This window comes from Bordetella genomosp. 10 (genome assembly GCF_002261225.1).
Taxonomy (GTDB): domain Bacteria; phylum Pseudomonadota; class Gammaproteobacteria; order Burkholderiales; family Burkholderiaceae_B; genus Bordetella_C.
In genome coordinates, this window is record NZ_NEVM01000002.1 from 1,437,536 (window position 1) to 1,461,835 (window position 24,300).

The 24,300-nt window shown below is 69.3% G+C and carries 19 protein-coding genes; 14 read left to right on the forward strand and 5 right to left on the reverse strand.

Going from position 1 to position 24,300, the window contains the following annotated elements; translation table 11 throughout:
* Positions 1-3: 3 nt before the first annotated feature.
* Positions 4-1,005 carry a tripartite tricarboxylate transporter substrate binding protein gene (locus CAL29_RS15505; RefSeq protein ID WP_094853866.1) on the reverse strand — a complete coding sequence of 334 codons (1,002 nt, stop codon included), beginning with the start codon at positions 1,003-1,005 and terminating at the stop codon, positions 4-6.
* Positions 1,006-1,459: 454 nt separating this feature from the next.
* Between CAL29_RS15505 and CAL29_RS15510 the strand changes: the two genes are divergently transcribed.
* From CAL29_RS15510 to CAL29_RS15560, 11 genes are all read left to right on the forward strand, one after another.
* Entirely contained in the window at positions 1,460-2,203 is a 744-nt protein-coding gene (locus CAL29_RS15510) for a GntR family transcriptional regulator (protein WP_094853867.1), read from the forward strand.
* The gene (locus CAL29_RS15515) at positions 2,200-3,045 is read left to right on the forward strand and encodes an ABC transporter ATP-binding protein (RefSeq protein WP_256977483.1); all 846 of its coding nucleotides are present in this window, start codon (positions 2,200-2,202) and stop codon (positions 3,043-3,045) included. The genes CAL29_RS15510 and CAL29_RS15515 overlap by 4 nt, the downstream gene beginning before the upstream one ends.
* A complete protein-coding gene (locus CAL29_RS15520; RefSeq protein WP_094853868.1) occupies positions 3,042-3,806 on the forward strand; it encodes an ABC transporter permease in 765 nt (254 codons plus the stop codon). The genes CAL29_RS15515 and CAL29_RS15520 overlap by 4 nt, the downstream gene beginning before the upstream one ends.
* Positions 3,807-3,855: 49 nt before the next feature.
* Positions 3,856-4,842 (forward strand): ABC transporter substrate-binding protein, encoded by a 987-nt coding sequence (locus CAL29_RS15525; protein WP_094853869.1) that lies wholly within the window; start codon positions 3,856-3,858, stop codon positions 4,840-4,842.
* Positions 4,843-4,960: 118 nt separating this feature from the next.
* Positions 4,961-5,965, forward strand: a complete 1,005-nt coding sequence (locus CAL29_RS15530) for a zinc-binding dehydrogenase (RefSeq protein WP_218831863.1) — start codon at positions 4,961-4,963, stop codon at positions 5,963-5,965.
* Positions 5,966-5,983: 18 nt separating this feature from the next.
* Positions 5,984-6,424 (forward strand): PaaI family thioesterase, encoded by a 441-nt coding sequence (locus tag CAL29_RS15535; RefSeq protein ID WP_094853871.1) that lies wholly within the window; start codon positions 5,984-5,986, stop codon positions 6,422-6,424.
* A 9-nt stretch (positions 6,425-6,433) separates the two neighbouring features.
* Positions 6,434-7,939 carry a class I adenylate-forming enzyme family protein gene (locus tag CAL29_RS15540; protein WP_094853872.1) on the forward strand — a complete coding sequence of 502 codons (1,506 nt, stop codon included), beginning with the start codon at positions 6,434-6,436 and terminating at the stop codon, positions 7,937-7,939.
* 76 nt (positions 7,940-8,015) lie between these two features.
* Positions 8,016-9,089 (forward strand): ABC transporter substrate-binding protein, encoded by a 1,074-nt coding sequence (locus CAL29_RS15545; RefSeq protein ID WP_094853873.1) that lies wholly within the window; start codon positions 8,016-8,018, stop codon positions 9,087-9,089.
* Entirely contained in the window at positions 9,086-10,378 is a 1,293-nt protein-coding gene (locus CAL29_RS15550) for an acyl-CoA thioester hydrolase/BAAT C-terminal domain-containing protein (protein ID WP_094853874.1), read from the forward strand. The genes CAL29_RS15545 and CAL29_RS15550 overlap by 4 nt, the downstream gene beginning before the upstream one ends.
* Positions 10,375-11,184, forward strand: a complete 810-nt coding sequence (locus CAL29_RS15555; RefSeq protein WP_094853875.1) for an ABC transporter ATP-binding protein — start codon at positions 10,375-10,377, stop codon at positions 11,182-11,184. Before CAL29_RS15550 ends, CAL29_RS15555 begins: the two co-directional genes overlap by 4 nt.
* Positions 11,171-11,947, forward strand: a complete 777-nt coding sequence (locus CAL29_RS15560; protein WP_094853876.1) for an ABC transporter permease — start codon at positions 11,171-11,173, stop codon at positions 11,945-11,947. The genes CAL29_RS15555 and CAL29_RS15560 overlap by 14 nt, the downstream gene beginning before the upstream one ends.
* A 40-nt stretch (positions 11,948-11,987) precedes the next feature.
* Here CAL29_RS15560 and CAL29_RS15565 read toward each other — a convergent pair whose 3' ends face one another.
* Entirely contained in the window at positions 11,988-12,581 is a 594-nt protein-coding gene (locus CAL29_RS15565) for a nitroreductase family protein (protein WP_094853877.1), read from the reverse strand.
* Between the two features lie 385 nt (positions 12,582-12,966).
* Here CAL29_RS15565 and CAL29_RS15570 point away from each other — a divergent pair, with 385 nt between their 5' ends.
* Both CAL29_RS15570 and egtB read left to right on the forward strand, forming a co-directional pair.
* Positions 12,967-13,758, forward strand: a complete 792-nt coding sequence (locus CAL29_RS15570; RefSeq protein WP_094853878.1) for an ATP-binding cassette domain-containing protein — start codon at positions 12,967-12,969, stop codon at positions 13,756-13,758.
* 96 nt (positions 13,759-13,854) lie between these two features.
* Positions 13,855-15,126, forward strand: coding sequence for an ergothioneine biosynthesis protein EgtB (egtB, locus tag CAL29_RS15575; protein ID WP_094853879.1), 1,272 nt, complete (start codon positions 13,855-13,857; stop codon positions 15,124-15,126).
* A gap of 1 nt (position 15,127) precedes the next feature.
* On the opposite strand, the gene CAL29_RS15580 is transcribed toward egtB, so the two are convergent.
* Positions 15,128-17,503 carry an ATP-dependent DNA helicase gene (locus tag CAL29_RS15580; protein ID WP_094854116.1) on the reverse strand — a complete coding sequence of 792 codons (2,376 nt, stop codon included), beginning with the start codon at positions 17,501-17,503 and terminating at the stop codon, positions 15,128-15,130.
* Positions 17,500-19,557, reverse strand: coding sequence for a VRR-NUC domain-containing protein (locus tag CAL29_RS15585; RefSeq protein WP_179284050.1), 2,058 nt, complete (start codon positions 19,555-19,557; stop codon positions 17,500-17,502). Before CAL29_RS15585 ends, CAL29_RS15580 begins: the two co-directional genes overlap by 4 nt.
* Positions 19,558-19,598: 41 nt before the next feature.
* Between CAL29_RS15585 and CAL29_RS15590 the strand changes: the two genes are divergently transcribed.
* A complete protein-coding gene (locus CAL29_RS15590; RefSeq protein WP_094853880.1) occupies positions 19,599-22,034 on the forward strand; it encodes a DNA polymerase II in 2,436 nt (811 codons plus the stop codon).
* A gap of 6 nt (positions 22,035-22,040) precedes the next feature.
* Here the strand turns inward: CAL29_RS15590 and CAL29_RS15595 are convergent, their stop codons facing one another.
* Complete coding sequence (locus CAL29_RS15595) at positions 22,041-24,284, reverse strand: putative bifunctional diguanylate cyclase/phosphodiesterase (RefSeq protein ID WP_143277677.1); 2,244 nt, start codon at positions 24,282-24,284, stop codon at positions 22,041-22,043.
* Between the last annotated feature and the right edge of the window lie 16 nt (positions 24,285-24,300).

The window sequence follows — 24,300 nt, forward strand, 5'->3', positions numbered from 1 at the left end:
GACTCACTCCAGATGAATGTTGGCCTGCTCGATCACCTTGCTCCACTTGCCGGTATTGTCTCTCACCAGCGCGGCCAGCGCGCGCGGGCCGCCCGCCACGGGCTCGAAGCCCAGGCCCAGCAGGCGCTCGCGCACCGCGGCATCCGCGACGGCCGCCGCGACGCTATGCTGCAAGGCATCGACGATGGCCGCCGGCGTGCCCGGCGGCGCGAACAGCCCTTCCCAGTTCGTCACGTCGAAGCCCGGCAAGGCCGCTTCGGCGACGGTGGGTACGTCGGGCAAGGCCACCGAGCGGGCCGGCGTGGTCACGGCCAGCGCGACCAGCGCCTTGGCCTGGATCTGCGGCACCGCCGACGCCAGCGTCACGAACAGGCCGTCGACATGGCCGCCGAGCAGGTCGGCGACGGCCGGGCCGCCGCCCTTGTACGGCACGTGCGTCCAGGAAACGTGGGCGCGCTGCTGGTACAGGACGCCCGCCAGATGGCCCGCGCTGCCCGCGCCCGGCGACGCGATGTTCAACGGCCGCCCCTCGGCCGCGCGGCGGCGCGCAAGCTCGGTGAACTCGGCCAGCGTGCGGACTCCCAGGCCGGGATGCACCACCAGCACCTGGGCCGCCGTGCAGACCAGCGACACCGGCGCATACCCGCCGACCGGATCGTAATGCACCTGCCGGTAGAGAAAGGGATTGATGGTGATGGCGTCCGACGCGAGCAGCAGCGTCAGGCCGTCGGGCGTGGCGCGCGTCGCGGTTTCGAAAGCCAGGTTGCCGTTGGCGCCGGGCTTGTTCTCGACCACGAAGGACTGCCCGAAGTCCTGTTCGAGGCGCCCTGCCAACAAACGCGCGAGCGTGTCCAGGCTGCCCCCCGCGGCCGTCGGCACCAGGATGCGGACGGTGGCCGAAGGATACTTGGCCGCGGGCGCGGACGCCGCGCCGGCCCAGGCCGGCAAGGCCGCCAGCGCGATGCCTTGCAGCAACCGGCGCCGTTGTCGATATACGGTATTCATGCTGTGCTTACCCCATGATCAGGCCGCCAACGTCCGGCCGCGCGATGAAAAAAGGCCCCCACGCCGCGCGGCTGCGCCGCTTGCTGCCCCCCGAGGGGGCGCTTTTCATCTTGGGAGCGGCCCGGCGATGAAAAAGGCCGATAGTCTGCGTCGCCGGCGCAGCAGTCGGAACGACGGATGAGGCCTTAGCTTATGGGTCTTAGCTTATGGGCTTGAGCCTGTGCAATCGCCGAGCCGCGCCATCCCTGCGCCAGCACGCAAACACGTTCCGAAGCAACGCTGAGCAGCTCAGGCTTCTTGCTGAGCAGCTCACGCCTCCTTATCCCGAGACTGCATAAGCATAGGGGAAATGCGTAGTTCACGCGGCGTCCGGACCTGCCTAGAATCGTTCCGTACTCGCCTCTCACGACATCTGTGAGCAGCTCAGCAGCACGTTCAACGTTGACCATGGACGATGACTGACCTCCTCGAATCCCTTCCCGCTGACTCTCTTCCCGCTGCCGCCGCCAGCTTCGGCGACGACGCCTACCTGCGCATCCGGCGCGACGTCATATCGTGCCGGCTGGCGCCGGGCGCCTTCGTCACCGAGCCGGCGCTGATGGCCGCCTACGACATCCGCAAGACGAGTTGCCGCATCGCGCTGGTGCGACTGGCGCAGGAAGGCTTCGTGCGTTCGCGGCCGCGCAAGGGTTACCAGATCGCGCCCATCACGCTGCGCGACGTCGAGGAAGTCTTCACCCTGCGCGTCCAACTGGAGCCGCTGGCCGCGCGCCTGGCCGTGGGACGCGTGGACCTGGGCCTGCTGCGCGAACTGGAGGCCGCGTGCCGCGTGCAGCACCCGGTGCTCAAGCTGAACGACCAGATCGACGTCTTCATGGACGCCAACAAGGCGTTCCACCTGGCCATCGCCAAGGCCAGCGGCAACGCGCGCCTGCACAAGTCCCTCGCGTCGCTGCTCGACGAAATGTCGCGCCTGGTGGCGCTGGGCTTCGGCGTGCAGCGGACCAAGCCGGAGATCAAGCACGATCACAACGCCCTGATCGACGCCTTCGCCGACGGCGACGGCAAGCGCGCCGAGCTCATCGCCCGGCGCCACATCGAAACCTTCCAGGCCATGACCCTGGAAAAACTCTACGCCAGCCTGGCGCAGACCGGCGCCGCCATTCCCGTGCCCACCCACCAGGAAGCCCGCCGATGAACGCCATGCAGTCGAACGCCCACGCCGCCGCGCCGCCGGCGGCAATCGCCGGCCTCGGCGCCGATGCCGAAATCGACACCGCAATCGACGCCGACGGCGCCCGCGCCGATGCCGTGCGTGTGCGGCGCCTGAACAAGCGCTTCGGCGACCTGGAGGTCCTGCGCGATATCTCCTTCGCCGTCGGACGCGGCGAAATCGTCGCTCTGCTGGGCGCGTCCGGCTGCGGCAAGAGCACCTTGTTGAACATCATCTCCGGCCTGGAAAGCGCCGACGGCGGCGACCTGGAAATCCGCGGCCAGCCGGCCGCCCGCTTCCGCGACTGGCAGAAGCTGGGCTATCTCTTCCAGGAAGACCGCCTGCTGCCCTGGCGCACCCTGCGCGACAACGTGACGCTGGGCCTGGAGGCGCGGCGCGTTCCCAAGGCCGAACGCCGGCGCCGCGCCGCGGCCGTGCTGGAACTGGTGGGACTGGCCGCCTTCGCCCAGGCCTGGCCGCACCAGTTGTCCGGCGGCATGCGCAGCCGCGCGGCGCTGGCGCGCAGCCTGGTGACCGAACCCGACATCCTGCTGATGGACGAACCCTTCTCCAAGCTGGATCCGCAGACCCGCGCGCAGATGCACGAAGAACTCTTGCGCATCCAGGCCATGAAGCACACCACCATCCTGTTCGTCACGCACGACGTCGAGGAAGCCGTGGTGCTGGCCGATCGCATCGTGCTGCTGGAGCCCCGTCCCGGCCGCGTGCGCGAAATCGCCGACGTCCCGCTGGCGCGGCCGCGCCTGGCGACGGACCGCGACGTCGCGGAGCAAACCCGCCTGCTGCGGCTGAAGGTCGTCCAATGAAGCCGGGCCTGAACCCCGCCACCCTCGTCGCGCAGCGCGTCATGCTGGCGCTCGTCTTCGTGCTCGCCTGGTGGCTGGCCGCCCGCCACACGCCCGCCTTCATCCTGCCCGGCCCGGAACGCGTGCTGCGCGCGCTCAGCGAGCTGTCGCGCACCGACTCCTTCCTGCACGACATCGGCATGACCATGTACCGCGTCGTCTGCGGCTTCGTCCTGGCCGCGCTGGTCGGCACGCCGCTGGGCCTGGCGCTGGGTTCGAGCCGGGCGCTGGCGCAGGTCTTCGAGCCGCTGCTGGCGGTGATGAACACCATCTCCTCGGCGATCTGGGCGGTCTTCGCCATCATCTGGTTCGGCATCTCCAACGCCACCACCATCTTCGTGGTGTTCATGACGGCCATGCCGCTGATCCTGACCAATGTCTGGCAAGGCGCGCGCAACGTCGACAAGCTGCACGTGGACCTCGCCCGCAGCTTCCGCATGACGCGGACGCAGATCCTGCGCAAGATCTATCTGCCCACCATCCTGCCTTATTTCTTCTCCGGCGCGCGGCTCGCTTTCGGGTTCGGCTGGCGCGTGTCGCTGGTGGCCGAGACCCTGGGTTCGTCCGACGGCATCGGCTACCGCCTGCGCCAGGCGGCCGACCTGGTGCAGACCGACCAGGTGTTCGCCTGGACCCTGCTGCTCGTCGTGCTGATGCTGCTGCTGGAAAGCGGCGTCCTCAAGCCGCTGGAGCGCCGCCTGTTCCGCTGGAAACCGCTATAGCCGGCGTTCCGCCGCCCTTCTCATCCACGCATCTTCCGGGAGTTCCGATATGAAATGGACCAAGCACCTGCCCGCCGCCCTGCTGGCGCTCGCCCTCGGCGCCATGGGCCCGGCGCAAGCCGCCGACAAAGTACGCATCGGCTACTGGAGCAGCGGCGTCAGCCTGGGCTACGGCGCGGTGCTGGAGGCCACGGATTTCCTCAAGCAGCAGAACCTGGACGTCGAGTTCGTCAAGTTTCCCGACGTCAACGCGCCCCTGCGCGCGCTGGCGTCGAATTCCATCGACCTCGCCTTCGGCGCGCCGGCCGCGGGCGTCTTCAGCAGCGCGGCCGAAGGCGTGCCCATCAAGATCTTCGCCGCCACCCAGCCCGCCGACGTGCAGTTCGTGGTGCCCGAAGGCTCGCCCATCAAGTCGCTGGACCAGTTGCGCGGCAAGAAAGTCGGCATGTCGCCCGCGGGCAGTTCGGTGGCGGTGATCGCCGGCGCCGTGCTGGCCGGCAATCACGGCATCAAGGCCAACGATTTTTCGCTGGTGGGCGGCAACGAGTCGCGCCTGGCGCAATTCCTCGCGCAGAAGCAGGTCGACGCCGCCGCGCTGCGCTCGGTCACCGTGGCGCAACTGACCGACCTGAAGGTGACGCGCCTGGGCTCCTTCGCCGACGAGTGGAAGACGCTGACCAAGTCGGACTCGGTGCCGTATATCGGCATCGGCGCGGTGCGCAGCGATTTCGTCGCCCAGCATCCCGATACCGTGGCCCACGTCATCGCCGGCCTGCGCAACGCGCTCGCCTGGGGCGACAGCCATCGCGACGAGGTCGTGAATATCCTGCGCAAGTCGGCCAACCTGCCCGAGGCCGACGCCCGCGTCTATGCCGGGCAATGGCGGGAAATGTACCGCGTGTCGTTCGAACCGGCCGACATCGACACGCTGAAACGCCAGCACCAGGTGTTCGCCGACAGTGGCCTGGTCAAGGGCCAGTTGCCCGCCGACATTTTCGTCACCGGTCCCTACCAGCAGGCCAAGACCTTGAAGTGAACCCGGCCGGCGCGACGCCCTGCCCCACGGCCCGCCCCGCCGTGGGACCGGCTTTTGCAACGGCGGATACGCCCCATACCAAACCCTAGGAAGCGAGGAACAAACAATGAGCACCACCATGAAAGCCCTGGTCCTGAACGAACACGGCGGCCTGGACAAGCTGCGGGTCGTCGCCGACAAGGCCGTGCCCCAGGCCACCGAAGGCCACGTCGTCATCCGCGTGCGCGCATCGTCCTTCAACTACCACGACGTCTTCACCGTGCAGGGCATGCCCGGCATCAAGGTGCCGCTGCCCGTGGTCATCGGCCTGGACATGGCCGGCGATATCGTCGAGGTCGGCGCCGGCGTGGAAGGCTGGAAGGCCGGCGACCGCGTGCTGGTCAATCCGCTGAACAAGGCCAAGGGCCTGATGGGCGAAATGCTCGACGGCGGCATGGCCGAATACTGCCTGGTCTCGGCCTCGCAACTGATCGCCCTGCCGGCCAAGGTCGGCTATGACGACGCCGCCGCGCTGCCCGTGGCGTACGGCACCGCGCACCGCATGCTGGTCACGCACAAGACGGTCAAGGCCGGCGATCGCGTCGTCGTGCTGGGCGCCAGCGGCGGCGTGGGCACCGCCTGCGTCATCCTGGCCAAGCTGCTGGGCGCCGAGGTCATCGCCTGCGCCGGCAGCGACGAAAAACTGGCGCGCCTGAAGGAACTGGGCGCGGACCACGTCGTCAACTACCGCGACACCGACTTCTCTAAGTGGGCCATCGCCGAGTACGGCAAGCCCCAGCGCCGCAACTACGAAGGCGGCGTCGACGTGGTGATCAACTTCACCGGCGGCGACACCTGGCTGCCGTCGATCAAGTGCCTCAAGCGCGGCGGCACCCTGCTGGTCTGCGGCGCCACCGCCGGCCACGACCCGAAGGAAGACCTGCGCTACGTCTGGAGCTTCGAACTGAACATCAAGGGCTCGAACAGCTTCTACGACGAAGACCTGAAGGCCTTGCTGCAAATGGTCGCCGACGGCAGCGTCAAGCCCGTGATCGACCGCACCGTGCCGCTGGAAGGCGCGGCCGACGGCCTGGCGCTGATCCGCGACCGCGAAGTGCTGGGCAAGGTCGTCGTCAACCCCTGATTCCAAGGAAAACCATCCATGAGCACCGCATCTCTCCCCACCAAGGAAGACATCCAGGCCAGGCTGCTGCGCGGCCCCTACCACCAGTGGCTGGGCATCGAAGTCCTCGCCGTCGCCGAGGGCGAAATCGAACTGTCCGCGCGCTGGCGCGAAGAATGGGTCGTCAATCCCGACAAGCGCTACACGCACGGCGGCATCCTCGCGGCCCTGGTCGACCTCACCGCCGACTGGGCGCTGGTTTCCAAGACGGGCCGCGGCGTGCCCACGGTGGACCTGCGCGTGGACTACCACCGCGCCGCCCTGCCGGGCGACCTGCGCGCCAAGGGCAAGGTCGTCAAGTTCGGCTCGCAACTGTCGGTGGCCGAAGCGCAGGTCTTCGACAACGAAGGCAAGCTGGTCGCCAGCGGCCGCGGCGTCTATTCCACCGCCGCGCCGGCGCCCGCGCCCGCCAAGGCCTGAGGTCCGCCCATGTATACGCCACGGAACCTGGGCCGCGTCATCGATCCTTCCGCCGACCCGGCGCGCGTGGCGCTGCTGGGCGTCGACTTGGCGCTGAACGAATCGCCGTGCACCTACGGCGAGCTGGAAGCGATGGCCGACGGCGTGGCGCGGGCGCTGCTGCAAGGCGGCGCCCGGCCCGGCGACCGCGTCGCCATCCTGGCCGCCAACTCGGTGCGCTACGTCGCCACGCTATTGGGCATCATGCGCGCGGGACTGATCGCCGTGCCGGTCAACTTCAAGTTCCCGCCGGCGACCATCGCCTACGTGCTGGCGGACAGCGGCGCCCGCGTGGTGTTCCATGACCACGAACGCCGCAATGCGCTGCCGGCTGGCTTGCAGGCCATCGCGCTGGACGGCGAACCCTTCCTCGACTACCTGCGTCCCGGTCCCGCGCCGGAGGCCGACGTGCAGCCGGAGGACGTGGCCCTGATGCTGTACACCTCCGGCTCCACCGGCAAGCCCAAGGGCGTGCGCCTGTCGCACGCCAGCCATCTGTGGACCGTGCGGATGCGCCGCCAGGCGACGCCGCTGGAAGCCGAACGCCCGCTGATCGCCGCGCCGCTGTACCACATGAACGCCCTGGCGCTGGTCCTGCTGGCGCTGGCCAGCCATGCCACCACGGTGCTGCTGCCACAGTTCACCGCGGCCGCCTACATCCGGTGCATCGGCCGCTACCGCTGCACCTGGCTGACCGCGGTCCCGCCCATGATCGCCATGATGCTGCGCGAGCACGAACTGCTGGCGCGCACCGACCTGTCGTCGGTGAAGGTGATCCGCATGGGCTCCGCGCCCGTCAGCGCCAGCCTGCTGGCGCAGATCCACGCCATGCTGCCCAACGCCAGGGTGATCAACGCCTACGGCACGACCGAAGGCGGCCCGGTGGTGTTCGGCCCGCATCCGGACAAGCTGCCGACGCCGCCGATGTCGGTGGGCCATGCGCATCCCGCCGTGTCGCTGCGACTGGCGCCCGGTCCCGCCGACGGGCCGCGGCAAGGCATCCTGGAGATGAAAAGCCCCGGCCTGATGCTGGGCTATCACCAGCGGCCCGATCTCGCGGCGCCCTTCACGCCCGACGGCTACTACTCGACCGGCGACGTATTCCGCCGCGACGAGCAGGGTTTCTATTACTTCGTCGGCCGCCGCGATGATATGTTCGTCAGCGGCGGCGAAAACATTTATCCGGGCGAGGTGGAGAAAATGCTGGAACGGCACCCCGCGGTGCAACAGGCCTGCGTGGTGCCGGTGGACGACGACATCAAGGGCCAGAAGCCCGTCGCCTACATCGTGCCGCGGCCCGGGCAGCATGCCGACGCCGACGACATCAAGCGCTACGCCCTGGAAAACGCGCCCGCCTACCAGCATCCGCGCCAGGTGTGGTTCGTCGATGCCTTGCCGCTGGCCTCCACCAACAAGATCGACCGCGCCTTCCTGCTGCGCGACGCGGCCAGCCGCATGGCGTCGTCACCGGCCTAGCCGCGCGCCCGGCCCAGTTCACCGTTCACCCAGTCGCTCATCCTCCCACAAGAATCGAACGAACCAGGACACTTTCATGCGTATCCGCCTTACCTCCCTTCTTGCCGCGCTGGCCCTGGCCACGGCCGCCGCGCCGGCGCTGGCCCTGGACGACGTCACCGTGGCCCTGGCCGTGCCGGCCGCCGTACATGACGGCGCGCCCTACGCCGCGGCCGAGGAACTGGGCTTCTTCAAGGAAGAAAACCTTTCCGTGAAGACCATCGTATTCCAGGGTGCCGGGGCCTTGCTGCCGCAGGTCGCCGCCAAGCGCGTGACCTTCGGCTATCCCACCTCCGAACCGGTGATCTCCAGCTACTTCTCGGGCAAGGACGTCCTGCCGCTGCGCTACTTCTACAACGGCGTGCCGGCCAACACGATGGAATTCGCGGTGCTGGCCGATTCGCCCATCAAGACCATCCAGGATCTCAAGGGCAAGAAGATAGGCGTGGGCGCGCTGACCTGGGGCACCATTCCCGGCGGCCGCGCGGCGCTGCGCACGGCCGGGCTGGAGCCCGGCGTCAACGTCAACTACGTCGCCGTCGGCGCCCTGGCCGCCGGCTTCCAGGCCTTGAAGACGCACCAGGTCGACGCGCTGAACTTCAACAGCAGTTGGGACGACCAACTGGAGCTGTCGGGCACGCCCATCCGCCGCATCGCCTATCCCCACGTCTTCGACGAGACCGCCGGCAACGGCTTCATCGCCCACGTCGACACCTTCCGCGACCATCCCGACCTGCTGGTGCGCTTCGCGCGCGCCTATACCAAGGGCCAGATCGCGTGCGAGGCCAATCCCACATTCTGCGTGCGGGCCTTCTGGCGCGCCAACCCGCAATCCAAGCCCGCCGGCGACGAAGCCAAGGCGCTGGCCGACGCCGTCACGCTGGTGAGCAACCGCCTGCGCCGCGTGCTGCATACGCCCTCCGGCCAGGCGCGCGTGCCGGGCCAGTACGACCTGAAGGCCATACGCGCCGGCATCGAGGCGATGGCCAAGGCCAAGGAATATCCCTCGGCGGACGTGCCGGTGGAGAAGATCTTCTCCAACGAATACATCGCCAAGATCAACGACTTCGACGCCGATGCCGTGCGCGCCAAGGCCCGGGAGGCAAAATGAGCGAGCCGACGATCCAGATCGTTCCGCGCGACGCCGCGCTGGATGTTCCCCGCCGCATCGTGCTGGACGGCTATGCCCCCGGCCCGGTGCAACTGAGCGCGGAACTGCGCCATCCGGACGGCAGCGTCTGGCGCAGCGAGGCCACCGTCACCGCGGACGCTGACGGCCATGTCGATCTCGACCGCCAGGCGCCGTCGGCCGGCGACTGGCGCGAAGCCGACGCCATGGGCCTGGTGTGGTCCATGCGCCGCTTGCAGCCGCCCAGCCAGGCCGCGCTGACCGATGAAATCGAGCCCTTGACCGTCGCCGTGCAGGCGCGCGGCGCGGATGGGGCGTCGGCGCGGGCCGAATTCATCCAGCGCTATCTGGTCGACGGCGTCGAACGCCGCGACGTCAACGTCGACGGCATCGTCGGCACCGTATTCACACCCCGCGGCGCCGGGCCGCATCCGGTCATCGTGGTGATGAACGGCTCCGGCGGCGGCATTCCGCTGCAGCGCGCATCGCAATGGGCCACGCATGGCTATACCGCCTTCGCGCTGGGCTACTTCAAGGCGCCCGGCCTGCCCGATCATATTTCGAACACGCCGCTGGAATACTTCGAGCGCGCGCTGCGCTGGGCCCGCGCCGAGCTGGCGCCACGCAAGGGCTTCGTCGCGGTCACCGGCCAGTCCCGCGGCGGCGAACTGGCGCTGCTGCTGGGCGCGCGCTTTCCCGAACTGGTCAACGCCGTCATCGCCTACGTGCCCAGCATCCTGGTGCATGGCACGCTGCGCGCCGGCCGTCCCGGCGAAGCCCCCGATTCGCCGGTCTGGACCTGGCAGGGCCAACCCCTGCCCAACGTATGGAAAGACAACCCGGACGCCGACTGGTCCGCCTTCGACCAGGTCCCCGCCGACGGCCAGCCGGTGCGCCAGGCGCCGGCCTTCCTCAGCGTCCTGCGCAACGCCGACGCCGTGGCGGCGGCGCGCATTCCCGTCGAGCGAATCGAGGGCCCCGTGCTGTTGATCTCCGGCACGGACGACGGCTTCTGGCCGTCCACCTTGTACAGCGACCGGATCGTCGACGCCTTGCGCGCCAGCGGCCACCGCTGGCCTTATCGCCACTTCCGCGGCGAAGGCGCCGGCCACGCCATCGGCCTGCCCAACACGCCGACCACGCTGATCGCCAAGCCGCACCCGGTGGCCGGCGTGGTGCTGACCGGCGGCGGCACGCCGCTGGCCAATGCCCGCGCCAATGCCGCCTCGTGGCAAGCCGCGCGGGACTTCCTGGCGGAGGCCAGTGCATGAATTCAGCGATATCGCAGGAAGGCGCCTACGCCGGAGAGACCGGCCACGGATCCTTGTCGCTGAAGGACGTCACGCTCACCTACCCGACCCGGCGCGGCGCCATCCATGCGCTGGGGCCGGTGGACCTGGACATCGCATCCGGCGAATTCGTGGCGGTCCTCGGACCGTCCGGTTGCGGCAAGTCCACCTTGTTGAAGCTGGCGTCCGGCCTGCTGGCGCCCACCACCGGCGTCCTGACGCTGGCCGGCGAACCCGTGCGCAAGCCCAGCCGCCGCACGGGCGTGGTGTTCCAGAAGCCGCTGCTGCTGCCCTGGAAGACCGTGCGGGACAACGTCCTGCTGCCCGCCACCACGCTGGGCCTGCCCATGCCTGCGGCGCGCGAGCGGGCGGCCGCCTTGCTCAAGCTGGTCGGCCTCGACGGCTTCGCCAACAACTATCCGGGCGAACTGTCCGGCGGCATGCAGCAGCGCGTGGGCATCGCCCGCATGCTGCTGCCCGATCCGGACGTGCTGTTGATGGACGAGCCTTTCGCCGCCCTGGACGCGCTGACGCGGGAAGCCCTGACGCTGGAGCTGCAACGCATCTGGAGCCAGCAGCGCAAGTCGGTGCTGTTCATCACGCACAGCATTCCGGAAGCGGTCTTCCTGGCCGATCGCATCCTGGTGATGTCGCCCCGCCCGGGCCGCATCGTCGAGGACTATCGCCCTGGCCTGCCGCGCCCCCGCACGCTCGAAACCCTGGGCGACGCGGCCTTCAACGCCGCCTGCCACCACCTGCGCCGCCATTTCAGCCATGAAGCGTCCTGATTTCACCGACTTCCTCTACCCCTTGATCAGCCTCGCCGTGCTGGTGGCGGCCTGGCATTTCGCCATCGTCCTGCTGAAGATCCCGGACTACCTGCTGCCCACGCCGGCCAGCGTCTGGCATGCCCTGGTGGACGGCTTCGCCACCGGCGCCCTGTGGCCGCACATCGGCGCGACGCTGGGCGAGACCTTCGCCGGCTATGCCATCGGCTGCATCCTGGCGGTGGTGCTGGGCGCGCTGCTGGCCGAATCGCGCACCTTCGAACGCTTCTGCTATCCGGTGCTGATCGGCCTGCAGGCCACGCCCAAGGTGGCGCTGGGGCCCATCATCCTGGTCTGGTTCGGCTTCGGCATGGCGTCCAAGGTGGTGCTGGTGGCGCTGGTGTGCTTCTTCCCCTTGTTCGTGAATACGGTCAACGGCATCAACCGCACGGATCGCGATCTGTTGGACGCGTGCCGCGCCTTCTCGGCCTCGCGCGGCTATCTGCTGCTGCACGTCAAGCTGCCGGCGGCGGCGGGCGATATTTTCTCCGGCCTGCAGATCGGCGTGTCGCTGGCGTTGATCGGGGCGGTGGTGGGCGAATTCCTGTCGGCGCAGGAAGGCCTGGGCTACATGATCGCGTCCGCGTCGGTCAGCATGAGCCTGTCCACCATGTTCGCCGGCGTCATCCTGCTGGCGCTGATCGGCCTGACCGGCTCGCTGCTGATGCGCGCCCTGCACCGGCGCGTGGTCTTCTGGGAAAAGACGCATTCGGGCGACGCCTGACAGGCGCCGGCGCCGCCCTCTTGGATTCAGGCGCTTGGATTCAGAAGTCGAAGCGCCCTTCCGCCGCGATGCTGGCCAGCGGCTGGCGCGCGGTGTATCCCTCGCGCGCCTGCAAGGCTTCGGGCAGCGTGCGCTTGTCGCCCGGCCTGCCGATGGCGACGGCGGCCTCCACCGTGTAGCCCGCCGGCACCCCAAGGTCGGCGCGCGCCTTCTCGCGATCGATGCCGGCCATGCCGTGCGCCTGCCAGCCTTCCAGGCTGGCTTGCAGCGCCAGGAAGCCCCATGCCGCGCCGGTGTCGAAGCTGTGCGACGCATTGGGCACCGGCTGGTCCTTGCCCGGCGGCGTGCCGGTTTCGGCGGACAGCACCACGATCAGCGCCGACGCATTGCGCGCCCAGCTCTGGTTGAACTCGTTGAGCACCGCCAGCAAACGCTCCCAATGCGCCGTGCCCTTGCGCGCGTAGATGAAGCGCCAGGGCTGGAGGTTGTAGGCCGAAGGGGCCCAGCGGGCGGCTTCGAGCATGGTGAGCAATTCGGCTTCGGAAATCTCCTCGCCGGTATACGCGCGCGGCGACCAGCGTTCCAGGAAGATTTCGGAAATGGGATGTTCGGCGTTGCGGGTGTGCTTACCCATGTCAGGTCCTCGACGGCATAAGAATGACGAATGGCGTGAGGTCCGGGCAGCGGGCTCGGCGCATGGCGCGCGCGACGCGGCCGCCGGCGGACCTCCCCGGCGCGGTGCGGCCGGGGGCCCATCTTAATGCGACACCGGGAAAATCCCTAGGATTCATGTCCTGGAAGTTAATGCCCATGAAGGGTAATTCTTTGATACCCATCTCACAGCCACTTTCACTCTGATGCGCGCGCCCAACGCGCCACGCATTACCCCGCGAAATCCCTACGTGTAGCGGGCGCGGACTTCCCATAAGCTGTAAAGGCATACACCGCACGGATGTCCCCTGGATACCGCCTTCGGCCTAAAGAATAGAACACCGTCGCCCGCCCACAAAGGAGCCGCCATGACGCTTCCCGCCCTGGAAATCACCGGTTTGCAGGCGAGCGAGAATCGGACCCCCGTCCTGCGCGGGGTGAAGCTGCGCGTGGCCACCGGCGAAGCGGTTGCCCTGCTCGGACACGAGGGCGCCGAACTCAGCGCGACCTTGCGCGCGGTGCTGGGCCACAATCCCACGCGGGAAGGTTCGATCCAGATCCATGGCGTGGAATCGATCGGGCTGGACGCGCACGCCGTCAGCCATCTCGGCGTGGCCGCCTGCCCCGCGCGGCCGGACGTCGTATCGGGCCTGACCTGCGAAGAAAACCTGCTGCTGCCCTTGCCGCTGGAAGGCGTGCTGGGCGGCGGTTTGTCATTGACGGAAATCTACGAACTCTTTCCCACGCTGCGCCGCTGCCGCGCCGCGCCGGGCGTGAACCTGGACGAAGCGGAGCAGCAGATGCTGGCGGTGGCGCGCGTGCTGCGCAGCGGCGCCAACCTGCTGCTGTTCGACCAGATCTGCGACGGCTTGCCGGGACCGGCGGCCCGCAACATGGGACGCACCATCACGGCGCTGAAGTCGCTGGGCTACAGTATTCTCTTCACCGAGCGCAATCCGGAGTTCCCGACGGACGTCGCCGACCGCAGCTATCTGCTGGCGGACGGCGTCGCGCAAGAGCAGACGGAGGCCCTGATCGCGGACGACGGCGACGGGGCCGACATGGCCGAGGCCGCGGAGACCACGGACATCCCCATGCTGACGCCGGCCTTCGCGGACGCGCCGGCGTTGGCGGACGACTTCACCCGGCCCCTGCCCTGACCCCGGCGGGCGCGCGGCTTGCGGAGGAAGCCGCGCCCTGCGCCGCGGCGCCCGTATCCGGCCGCACGGACCGATTTCCAGGAGTTTTCGCCCCCGATGACCTTGTCCCGTTCCCAGCCGCCGTTCTCGAGCGAGGCCTTGCGCGCCGCCTATGAGACGGTGCGCGCGCACAGCCTGGCCCTGGCCGAACCCTTGTCCGCCGAAGACCAGTGCGTCCAATCCATGCCCGACGCCAGTCCCACCAAATGGCACCTGGCGCACACCACCTGGTTTTTCGAGACCCTGGTATTGCGCGAGCACGATCCCGATTACGCGCTGTTCGATCCGCATTTTCCCTATCTGTTCAATTCCTACTATGAAGCCCTGGGACCGCGCCATGCGCGGCCGGAGCGCGGCATGCTCACCCGGCCGCCGCAGGCGCAGGTGCTGGCCTACCGCCGCCACGTGGACGAGGCCATGGCCGCCCTCCTCGGCGCCGCCGACGCGGATGCCCTGGCCGCGTTGGCGCCCATGCTGGAGCTGGGCCTGCACCACGAACAACAGCACCAGGAACTGCTGTTGACGGACATCCTGCATGCGTTCTCGCGCAATCCGCTGCTGCCGGCATATCGCGCCACCGGCGCGGCGCATGCCGCCGAGACCGCGGCCATCCCGCTGCAATGGCTGCGCCATCCCGGCGGCATGGTCGAGATCGGCCATCCCGCTGACGCATCCGACTTCGCCTTCGACAACGAACGGCCGCGCCATGCCGTCTACGTGCATCCCTATGAAATCGCCAATCGCCTGGTGACCTGCGGCGAATATGCCCGCTTTATCGCGGACGGCGGCTACGAGCGTCCCGAGTTCTGGCTCTCCGATGGCTGGGCCACCGTGCGCGCCCAGGAATGGCGGGCCCCGGCCTACTGGCTGCCGGAAGGCGAAGAACGCCTCCGGGCCCGGGGTTTGAAAGGCGCCCACGTCTTCGGCCTGGGCGGACTGCAACCGCTGAATCCAAATGAGCCGGTGGCGCAACTGAGCCTCTATGAAGCGGCCGCCTATGCCGCCTGGTCCGGCGCGCGGCTGCCGACGGAGTTCGAGTGGGAAGCGGCGTCGTCGCTGCCGGATTTCAGCCAGGCCACGCGCCACCTGTGGCAATGGACCCGCTCGTCCTACGATCCCTATCCCGGCTTCCGGCCGCTGAGCGGCGCGGCCGCGGAATACAACGGCAAGTTCATGGTGGGGCAACTGGTGCTGCGCGGCGGCAGCGTCGCGACGCCGGAGGGGCACACGCGGCCCACCTATCGCAACTTCTTCCCGCCGGCGGCGCGCTGGCAGTTTTCGGGACTGCGGCTGGCGCGCGACGTCCGGCAGGATGCGGGCCGGCAGTGACCTAGACGGCCCACCAGGCCGGTAGCAGGCGGCGGACTTCCTTGCGGCGGTAGCGGTCGTCGATCAGGTAGACGCTGCCGCGGTCCGCCTCGGAGCGGATGACCCGGCCAGCGGCCTGCACGACCTTGCGCAGGCCGGGATAGAGGTAGGTGTAGTCGTAGCCCTGGCCGAAGCGCGCCTGCATGCGGCGCATCATTTCCTCGTTGACGGGATTCATCTGCGGCAGGCCCAGGGTGACGATGAAAGCGCCGATGAGGCGCGAGCCCGGCAGGTCGACGCCCTCGCCGAACGCCCCGCCCAGCACCGCGAAGCCTATGCCCTTCCCGTCCGCGACGAAGCGGGCGAGGAATTCGCCGCGCGCCTTGGGATCCATGCCCGAGGCCTGCCGCCATGCTGGGATGTCCGGGTACGCGAGCGCGAGGCGGTCCGCCAGCCGGGCCAGATAATCGAAGCTGCTGGAAAAACACAGGTAGTTGCCCGACTGCCGCTCGTAGGCGCGCGCCATCAGCGCGACGATGGGCGCGATCGACGCCTCGCGGTCCCGATAGCGGGTCGATACGCGGTCGACCAGATGGATCTCCAGTTGATCGGCCTGGAACGGCCCCGGCACGTCCACCCAGGGACAATCGGCCGGCAGCCCCAGCGTGTCGCGATAGAAATGCGCGGGTCCCAGCGTCGCCGAGAACAGCACCGTGGCGTGCGCGGCGGCGAAACGCGGGGCAAGGTAAGGCGCGGGGATGACGTTGCGCACGGAAAGCGTGTCCAGGGACTCTGCCCGCCCTCGCGGGGGTCGTTCGTCCGGCCGCGGGGTGGCTTCCATGGGCGTTTCGCCCGGACCGCGCCCCGCAGGCATGGCATCGAAGATCGCGTGCGGGCCATGGTCTTCCGCGAGACGCAGGAAACGCAGCAGGTCGAAGTAGAAAGCCAGCAGATCGTCCTCGATCGCGGGCGCCGGCTCGGCGAAGTGATCCGCGAGCGCGGAGGCGGCGCGCTGCAGCGCCGTCGTCAACGCGGCCGGCAAGGCTTCGTAGACGCGGTAGCCCTCGCCGGCGCGGTCGCGCAGGCTGGCCCGCCACGCGCGGCGCAGCGCGTCCAGCGGCTTGCGCAAGGCCTTCGGCGCCGCGCGCCGCGCCAACGCCAGCCGCGCCGCCGGCAATTGTCCGCTGTACATGCCGCGCGCCCGCTCGACGAGGTTGTGCGCCTCGTCCACCAGCACGCCCACGCGCCACTGCGCGCCGAGCGTCAGCCCGTGCAGCAAGGCGTTGTAGTCGTAGTAGTAGTTGTAGTCGCCGATGACCACGTCGCACCAGCGCGCCATTTCCTGGCCCAGGTAGTACGGGCAGATGCCGTGGGCGGCGGCGATGGCGCCCAGCGCCGGCCGGTCCAATACCGGCTCGGCGGCGGCGGCCGCGCGCGCGGCCGGCAGGCGATCGTAGAAGCCGCGCGCCAGCGGGCAGTCCTCGCCGTCGCAATTGCGTCCGGGATAGACGCAGGATTGCTCGCGGGCGGCGAGCTCCAGCGTGCGCAGCGGCAGCAGCGGCGCCGCGGCGCGCACCCGCCCTACCGCGTCCAGCGCCGCCTGGCGGCCGGCTGTCTTGGCGCAAAGGAAGAAGACGCGGTCCAGCGGCGCGGCGGGCATGGCCTTGAGCATGGGAAACAGGCTGCCCAGGGTCTTGCCGATGCCGGTGGGCGCCTGCGCCAGCAGCGGCCGGCCGTCGCGCGCGACGCGATAGATGGCGGCGGCCAGTTCGCGCTGGCCGGGCCTGAACGCGGCTTGCGGAAACGGCATGGCGCGCAACGCGTCGTCGCGGGCCGCGCGATGCACCGCCTCCTGCCGGCCCCACGCCAGGAAGCGCTCGCATTGGTCCGCGAAGAAGGCGGCCAGTTCGACGGCGGTACAGGCGCGGGTCAATACGGTTTCTTCCTGGCTGCCCAGGTCGAAGTACACCAGCGCGATCTCGATGTCGTCAAAGCTGCGCGCCCGGCAAAGGAGATGCCCATAGACCATGGCCTGCGCCCAGTGCACGGCGCGCTGGTTGTCCGGCACCCGGTCGGCGGAACCCCGCCGCGTCTTGATTTCCTCCAGCCGATGCCTCACCGGATCGTAGCCGTCGGCCCGGCCGCGCACGCGCAGCAGGATTTGGGAATCCGCCGGGTGCTTCTCATTCGGGCCGCCGCCCGCGTCGCCCGCATCGGCAACGCCGTACACGCCTTCCAGCGCGATCTCCGCCTCGTAGCCGGCGGGACGGCCGGCGACCACGGCCTGGTGGCCGGCGATGCCCTCCTGCCCGGACGGGGCGGGCGTGAAGCGCGTGTCCAGGTCGCCGCGGCGAGCCGTGAATTCGCACAGGGCGCGAACCGCGATGACGTAGCTCACGGCGCGGACTCCCGCCACGCGACGCGGCATACCTGCACGGGAATGCCGTGGGCCTGGTTGTACGCGATCCAGCGCAACTGGTTGTCCTGGAGGCGGTCTCCCGGCCCTTTCACCTCGATCAGCTCATAGCGCCGTTCGGCCGGCCAGAAGCGCACCAGGTCGGGCAGGCCGCTGGCATTGGTCTTGATGTCCGCCAGGATGCGCGTGAACCAAAGCTTGAGATGAACGGCCGGGAGGCAATGCAAGGCCAGGTCCAGCAATTCCTCGTTCAGCGCGCCCCACGCCACGAAGGGCGAGATCAGGCCGGCCTTGCCGCGCCAGTTTGCGCGGATGGCGTCGGCATGGCTGCCGTCGTCCAATCTGGCCAGGCAGGCGTCGAAAGCCGCGCGGCGGGCCTGCGCGAATCCCGGATCGTGGAGATCGGCGGGCCCGCGCTGGAAGGGATGAAAGAACGCGCCCGCCACCGGCTGGAAGATGGCCGGCCAGCACAACAGGCCGAACAAGGCATTGACCAGCGTGTTCTCGACGTAATGGACAGGCCCATCGGCGCAGGTCAGGTGGTCGCGGGCCGCCAGCTCCACCGGCAGGCCGTCGCGTGGACGCGGCAGGCACAGGTCCAGCGTCGTCACCGCCGCGCGCCGGCGCGGCGCCGCCGGCTGCTGGCCGAGACGACGGCGCAGACGGGGAATCAAGCGCTGCAACAACTGGACTTCGGTCTCGCTTTCAGGCGCGGCCAAGGCGGCTTCGGCCAGGGCCAGGGCTTCGCCGTCGGCGCCGCGCTGCTCCAGCACGCGCAAGACACGGTGACGGGCGCCCGGATATCCGCATGGCCGGTAGCAGGCGAGCGCCCCCTCCCAATCCCGCCGCCGCTCGCGCGCCCGTCCCAGCGTGAACAAAAGCTTGTCGCGGCGCCGGCCCAGCCACGGATGCGCCGGCGACTCGGCAAGCAGGGCCTGGAGAATGTCGCGCCAATCCGTATCGACGGCGTTCCTGGCGGCGTCGCCGGCGGCTTGCGCGGCATCGTCTGCCGGAGATGTCGCGCCGCCGCCGGACAGCGCGCCCTCCTCGAAACGCTCGCGCAGGCGTTGCAGGCGCAGGTAGGTATCGATGTCCGACCGGTGCTGGAAGGCGCGCGCCTCCACCGGAAAGGCCACGCGTTCGTATTGGAAGATGCCGAGATCGGCGAGCACGAACTCCGACCAGTCCTGGCGCAGGTTGCCGAAGAACATCAGGCGCAAGCGCTCGGCCAGCGGCGCGATGCGAACCTCCACGACGTCGAGATCGTCCACGGCGAGGGCCGCGCCGGCGGCGTGGACCGGGCTGACCGTACCGTCGTCGTCCCGGGCAGCGGTTACAGCGGTTGTAGCGGCCGCATCGTCCTCATCGCCCCGCCATTGCCGCCAGCGTCTCGCCTCCTCATAACCCGCCTGTCCGCGCAGATACGCCAGCAGCCCTGCCTTGGACAGCCTGCCCGGCGCCGCCCCGGCGAACAGGCGCGCCAGTTCCGCCTGGCGCAGGACGCCGAACAAGGCATCGAGCGTCAGCACGGGGTTCGCATCCAGCCACCCGCGCGCCAACAACGGCGCGGCGGCGGCCCGCGGGTCGCCGATCTCGGCGTAGCGCAGCGTATCGCCCCGGAAAAACGGTCCCTTGCGCATCAGCATCCGCACCAGCAGCGCCTGCGCGGGCCTCGGCAGGCCCGCATAGTCGTCGAGGAAGGCGCGCTCCGCCTCGTCCAGCAGGTCGCCATAGCGTTCGGCGATCCAGGCCAGGGCGAAAGTGAAGTTGCGCAGGTAGTAGTGCGGATCCGGCCCCTCCTCGTCCAGCGGACGAACCAGGCGGGCAGCCGCTTCGGCGATGGCGGTCCCGCGCTCCGCCTCCGGCTCGCCCGCGCCGCCTTCGAGCGCATGGTCATCGGTCACGCGACCTTGCAACAGGCGGACGTCCACGGACGCGGCCGGCGCCCGCGCCGGCGTGGCGAAGGCGCCCGTGGCGGAAACCGGGGCGGAAGCCGGGATAGAAACCGGGATAGAAAGAGGATCTGACGGGCTCATGGCAAAATACTGTATCCATGAACAGTATATCCGCCCCGGCCATGCCCTCAGATTCGCCCCTCCCGGCCACGCCCGCCGGCCCGGGCCACGCCGACGCCGCCGAAACCCGCCAGGGCTTCCTGCTGACCCGCCACTGGCGCGATACGCCGGCGGGCGTGGAGGTCGAATTCTGGCTGGCCACCGACGACGGCCCGTGGCGCGTGCGGGTGCCGGCGCAGCCCTCGGTGGCCTTCGTCCCGGCCGACCAGCGCGCGCAGGCCGAAGCCGCCCTGCGCGGCGAAACGGACGGCGAGCTGCGTCCGCTCGCGCTCCAGGATTTCCAGCACCGTCCCGTCCTGGGCCTGTATTGCAGGCAGCAGCGCCAGATGGCCCGCCTGGAGAAACGCCTGGCCGAAGCCGGCGTGGACGTCTACGAAGCCGACATCCGCCCGCCCGAACGCTACCTCATGGAACGCTTCATCACCGCGCCGGTGCGTTTCAGCGGCCAGCCCGGTCCGGACGGCGTATTGCTCGACGCCACCCTGAAGCCCGACGCGGACTATCGCCCCGCGCTGCGCCTGGCCTCGCTGGACATCGAAACGGACCAGCGCGGCAACCTGTATTGCATCGGCCTGCAAGGCTGCGGGCAACGCCAGGTCTATATGCTGGGACAGACGGCGGGCACGGAACGGGTCGCCGGCGCCGATGGGCAGGACTTCGATCTCGAATACTGTACGGATCGCGGCGCCCTGCTGCGCCGGCTCAACGACTGGCTGGCGCGCCACGATCCCGACGCCGTGATCGGCTGGAACCTGGTGCAGTTCGACCTGCGCATCCTGCATGAACACGCCCAGCGCCTGGGCGTGCCCCTGCGGCTGGGCCGCGGCGGCGCGCCGATGGAATGGCGCGAGCATGGCGCGCGGCCCCAGCATTATTTCGCGGCGGCGGCCGGCCGGCTGATCATCGACGGCATCGAGGCCCTGCGCTCGGCCACCTGGAGCTTCGCCTCCTTCAGCCTGGAGCACGTGGCGCAGACCCTGCTGGGCGCCGGCAAGGCCATCGACGATCCCTACCAGCGCATGGACGAGATCAACCGCATGTTCGCGCAGGACAAGCCCGCCCTGGCGCGCTACAACCTGCAGGACTGCGAACTGGTCACCCGCATTTTCGAGAAGACGGAGCTGCTGTCCTTCCTGCTGGAACGCGCCACCGTCACCGGCCTGGCCGCCGACCGCAGCGGCGGCTCGGTCGCGGCGTTCGAGCATCTCTATCTGCCCCTGATGCACCGCGGCGGCTTCGTGGCGCCGCGCCTGGGCGCGCAGCCGCCGCGCGCCAGCCCGGGCGGCTTCGTCATGGACTCGCGTCCCGGGCTGTACGAATCGGTGCTGGTGCTGGACTACAAGAGCCTGTATCCCTCCATCATCCGCAGCTTCCTGATCGACCCCGTGGGTCTCGTGGAAGGCTTGCGCCGGCCCGGCGACGCCGACTCCGTCGCGGGGTTCGCGGGCGCGCGCTTCTCGCGCACGCGGCACAGCCTGCCGGCCATCGTGGCGCGCATCTGGGAGGGCCGCGAGGCCGCCAAGCGCGCGGGCAACAAGCCGCTGTCCCAGGCCTTGAAGATCATCATGAACTCGCTATACGGCGTGCTCGGCTCGCCGGGCTGCCGTTTCTTCGACGCGCGGCTGGCGTCGTCCATCACGCTGCGCGGCCACCAGATCATGCAGCGCACGCGCGAGCTGATCGAGGCGCAAGGCCATACCGTGATCTACGGCGATACCGATTCCACCTTCGTCTGGCTGGGCCGCGCGCGCGCCGAGGAGGACGCCGCGCGCATCGGCCGCGAACTGATGGCCGGCATCAACCAATGGTGGCGCCGGCACCTGGAACAGGAATACGGCCTGCAAAGCGCGCTGGAGCTGCAATACGAAAACCATTTCCAGCGCTTCCTCATGCCCACGGTGCGCGGCGCCGAGGAAGGCAGCAAGAAGCGCTATGCGGGCCTGATCCGGCGCGCCGACGGCAGCGAGGAAGTGGTGTTCAAGGGGCTGGAATCGGTGCGCACCGACTGGTCGCCGCTGGCCCGCCAATTCCAGCAGGACCTGTACCTGCGCGTCTTCCGGCGCGAGCCCTACCGCGACTACATCCGCGACTTCGTGCGCCGCACCCGCGCCGGCGAACTGGACGAGCTGCTGGTCTACCGCAAGCGCCTGCGCCGCCGTCTCGACCACTACGAACGCAACGTGCCGCCCCATGTCCGCGCGGCGCGTAGCGCCGACGAATACAACCAGCGCCAGCAGCGGCCCCTGCAATACCAGAACGGCGGCTGGATCAGCTATGTGATGACGCTGGCCGGCCCCGAGCCGATGGAGAACCGCCAGGCCGGCATCGACTACGAACACTATGTCGAGAAGCAGTTGCAACCGGTCGCGGACGCCATCCTCGCCTTTGTCGGCGACGATTTTTCGCAACTCACGGACGGGCAATTGGGCTTGTTCTAGCCGTGGCTATCGCGAGGATCCGGCCCGCGCGGCCAGCCAGGTGCGGGCGAACACCGCGGGCGGCTGCGGCCGGCCATAGTAATAGCCTTGTGCCTCGTCGCAGCCCATGGCGCGCAGCGCCTCCGCCTGCTCGGCCCGCTCCACGCCTTCCGCGATGGCGCTCAGGCCCAGGTTGTGCGCCATGCCCAGGATGGTGGTGACGATGGTGCGGTCGTGGCGGTCGTTGAGCATGTCGCGCACGAAGGAAATGTCGATCTTCAGCTTGTCCACCGGCAGGCGCTTCAGATAGGCCAAGGACGAATACCCGGTGCCGAAGTCGTCGATGGACAGCGCGAAGCCGGCCGTTTTCAGCGCCGCCATGACCACGATGGCGCGCTCGACGTTGCCCATCAGGCCGCTCTCGGTCAACTCCAGCTCGAACAGGGACGGTGTCAGGTCCGCCGCCCGCACGATATCGACGATATTGCCGGCCAGCGTGCCGTCGTCCAGCTCCTGCGCGGCCAGGTTGATCGCCAGCCGGCCGGGAAAATGCAGCCCCTGCCCCTGCCACGCCTTCATCTGGCGACAGGCTTCGCGCAGCACCCAGCGCCCCAGGGGCGCCATCATGCCGCGGGCTTCGGCGACGGGAATGAAATCGACGGGGCTGACCCAGCCGCGGCGCGCGTCGTACCAGCGCAGCAGCGCCTCCGCCCCCACCATCGCGCCGCTCTCCAGGTCGATCTTGGGCTGGTAGTAGAGCTGCAACTCGTCGTTGTTCAGCGCCCGCGCCAGGTCCTTGGCCAGTTCCATGCGCTCGGCCAAGCCGTCGCTCATCTCCGGCCGGTAGAAGACGTGCCCGCCTCCGCCGCGCTTGGCCCGGTACATGGCGATGTCCGCGCGCCCGAGCAGGTCGTCGATGCTGGCGCCGTCCATCGGATACACGGCGATGCCTATGCTGACCCGGATGAAGAAGGTGTGGTCGGCCGCCGCCACCGGCTCCGTCAGCGCGCCTTGCAGGCGCTCCGCCACGTCGACGGCCGTGGCGCGGTCCAGCACGGGCGTGGCGACGATGAACTCGTCGCCGGCCAGGCGGGACAGGGTCTCGCCCGCGCCCAGCACCGCCTGGAAACGGCGCGTCACCTGCACCAGCACCTGGTCGCCCACGCCATGGCCGCGCGTATCGTTGATTTCCTTGAAGCGGTTCAGGTCCATGAACAGCACCGCCAGCATGCCGTCGTTCACGCGGGCTTCCAGCAAGGCGCGCCCCAGGCTTTCCATGCACAGGGTGCGGTTGGGCAGGCCGGTGAGCGAGTCGTACATGGCCAGCAGGCGGATCTTCTGCTCGGCCGCCTTGCGCTGGGTGATGTCGGTGTTGATGACCATGATGGACTTGGGCTCGCCGGCCTCGTCCAGCACCAGCGTCCCATGCACTTCCACCGGGAAGGTCGTGCCGTCCTTGCGGCGGTGGCGGATCTCTCCCCGCCATTCGCCCCGCGCCAGGATATGGCCATTGATATCTTCCAGCACGATCCGGTCGGCATAGAGCAGCTCCGCCGCCAGGCGTCCGGTTGCCTCTTCCGCGGACCAGCCATACATGCGTTCGGCGCTCTTGTTCCAGAACTGGATGCGGCCGTCCAACCCCCGCACGATCACCGCGTCGGTGGTCTTGTCCAGCAGCGAGGCCTGGTCGCGGTAGCGGGTCGCGATGTCCTCCGCATAGCGCTTGAGGTCCAGCAGGACCATGCTGTCCGTGATATCGGTCATCGCGCCGGCCACGCGCAGCGCCTTGCCGTCGGGCGCGCGCTGCGTGCGGCCGAGCGCGCGTATCCAGCGGTAGCCGCCGTCGCGGCGGCGCAGCCGGTATGTCAGGTCGTAAGGCGTCAGGCCGCCGCGGTCGTCGATATGGGCGGCGAAGGCGCTCAAGGTGCGCGCCCGGTCGTCGGGGTGCAGGCGCGAGGACCAGCTACCCAACAGATCCGGCAGCTCCTCGCGCGTGGCGTAGCCGAGCAGGCGGCGGAACTGGTCCGAGAACCAGCAGGGACATTCGGGATCGCTGACGTCGCGGTCGCCGAGCTCCAAGTCCCACAATGCGTCGCTGGTCGCCTGGATGATGAGATCGAAGCGGCATTGCAAATGCTCGATCCGCGCGCGCAAGGCATCGTCATCGTGCCGGCGCGCGCCGGCCGGCGCATCGCCGCCGGCGCCCGGCGGCCCCTCTCCCCGGTCCGGATTCGCGTCCGGATCCAGGCGCCGCGCCGGATCGGCCGCCATCGCGGCCTTATCGTGC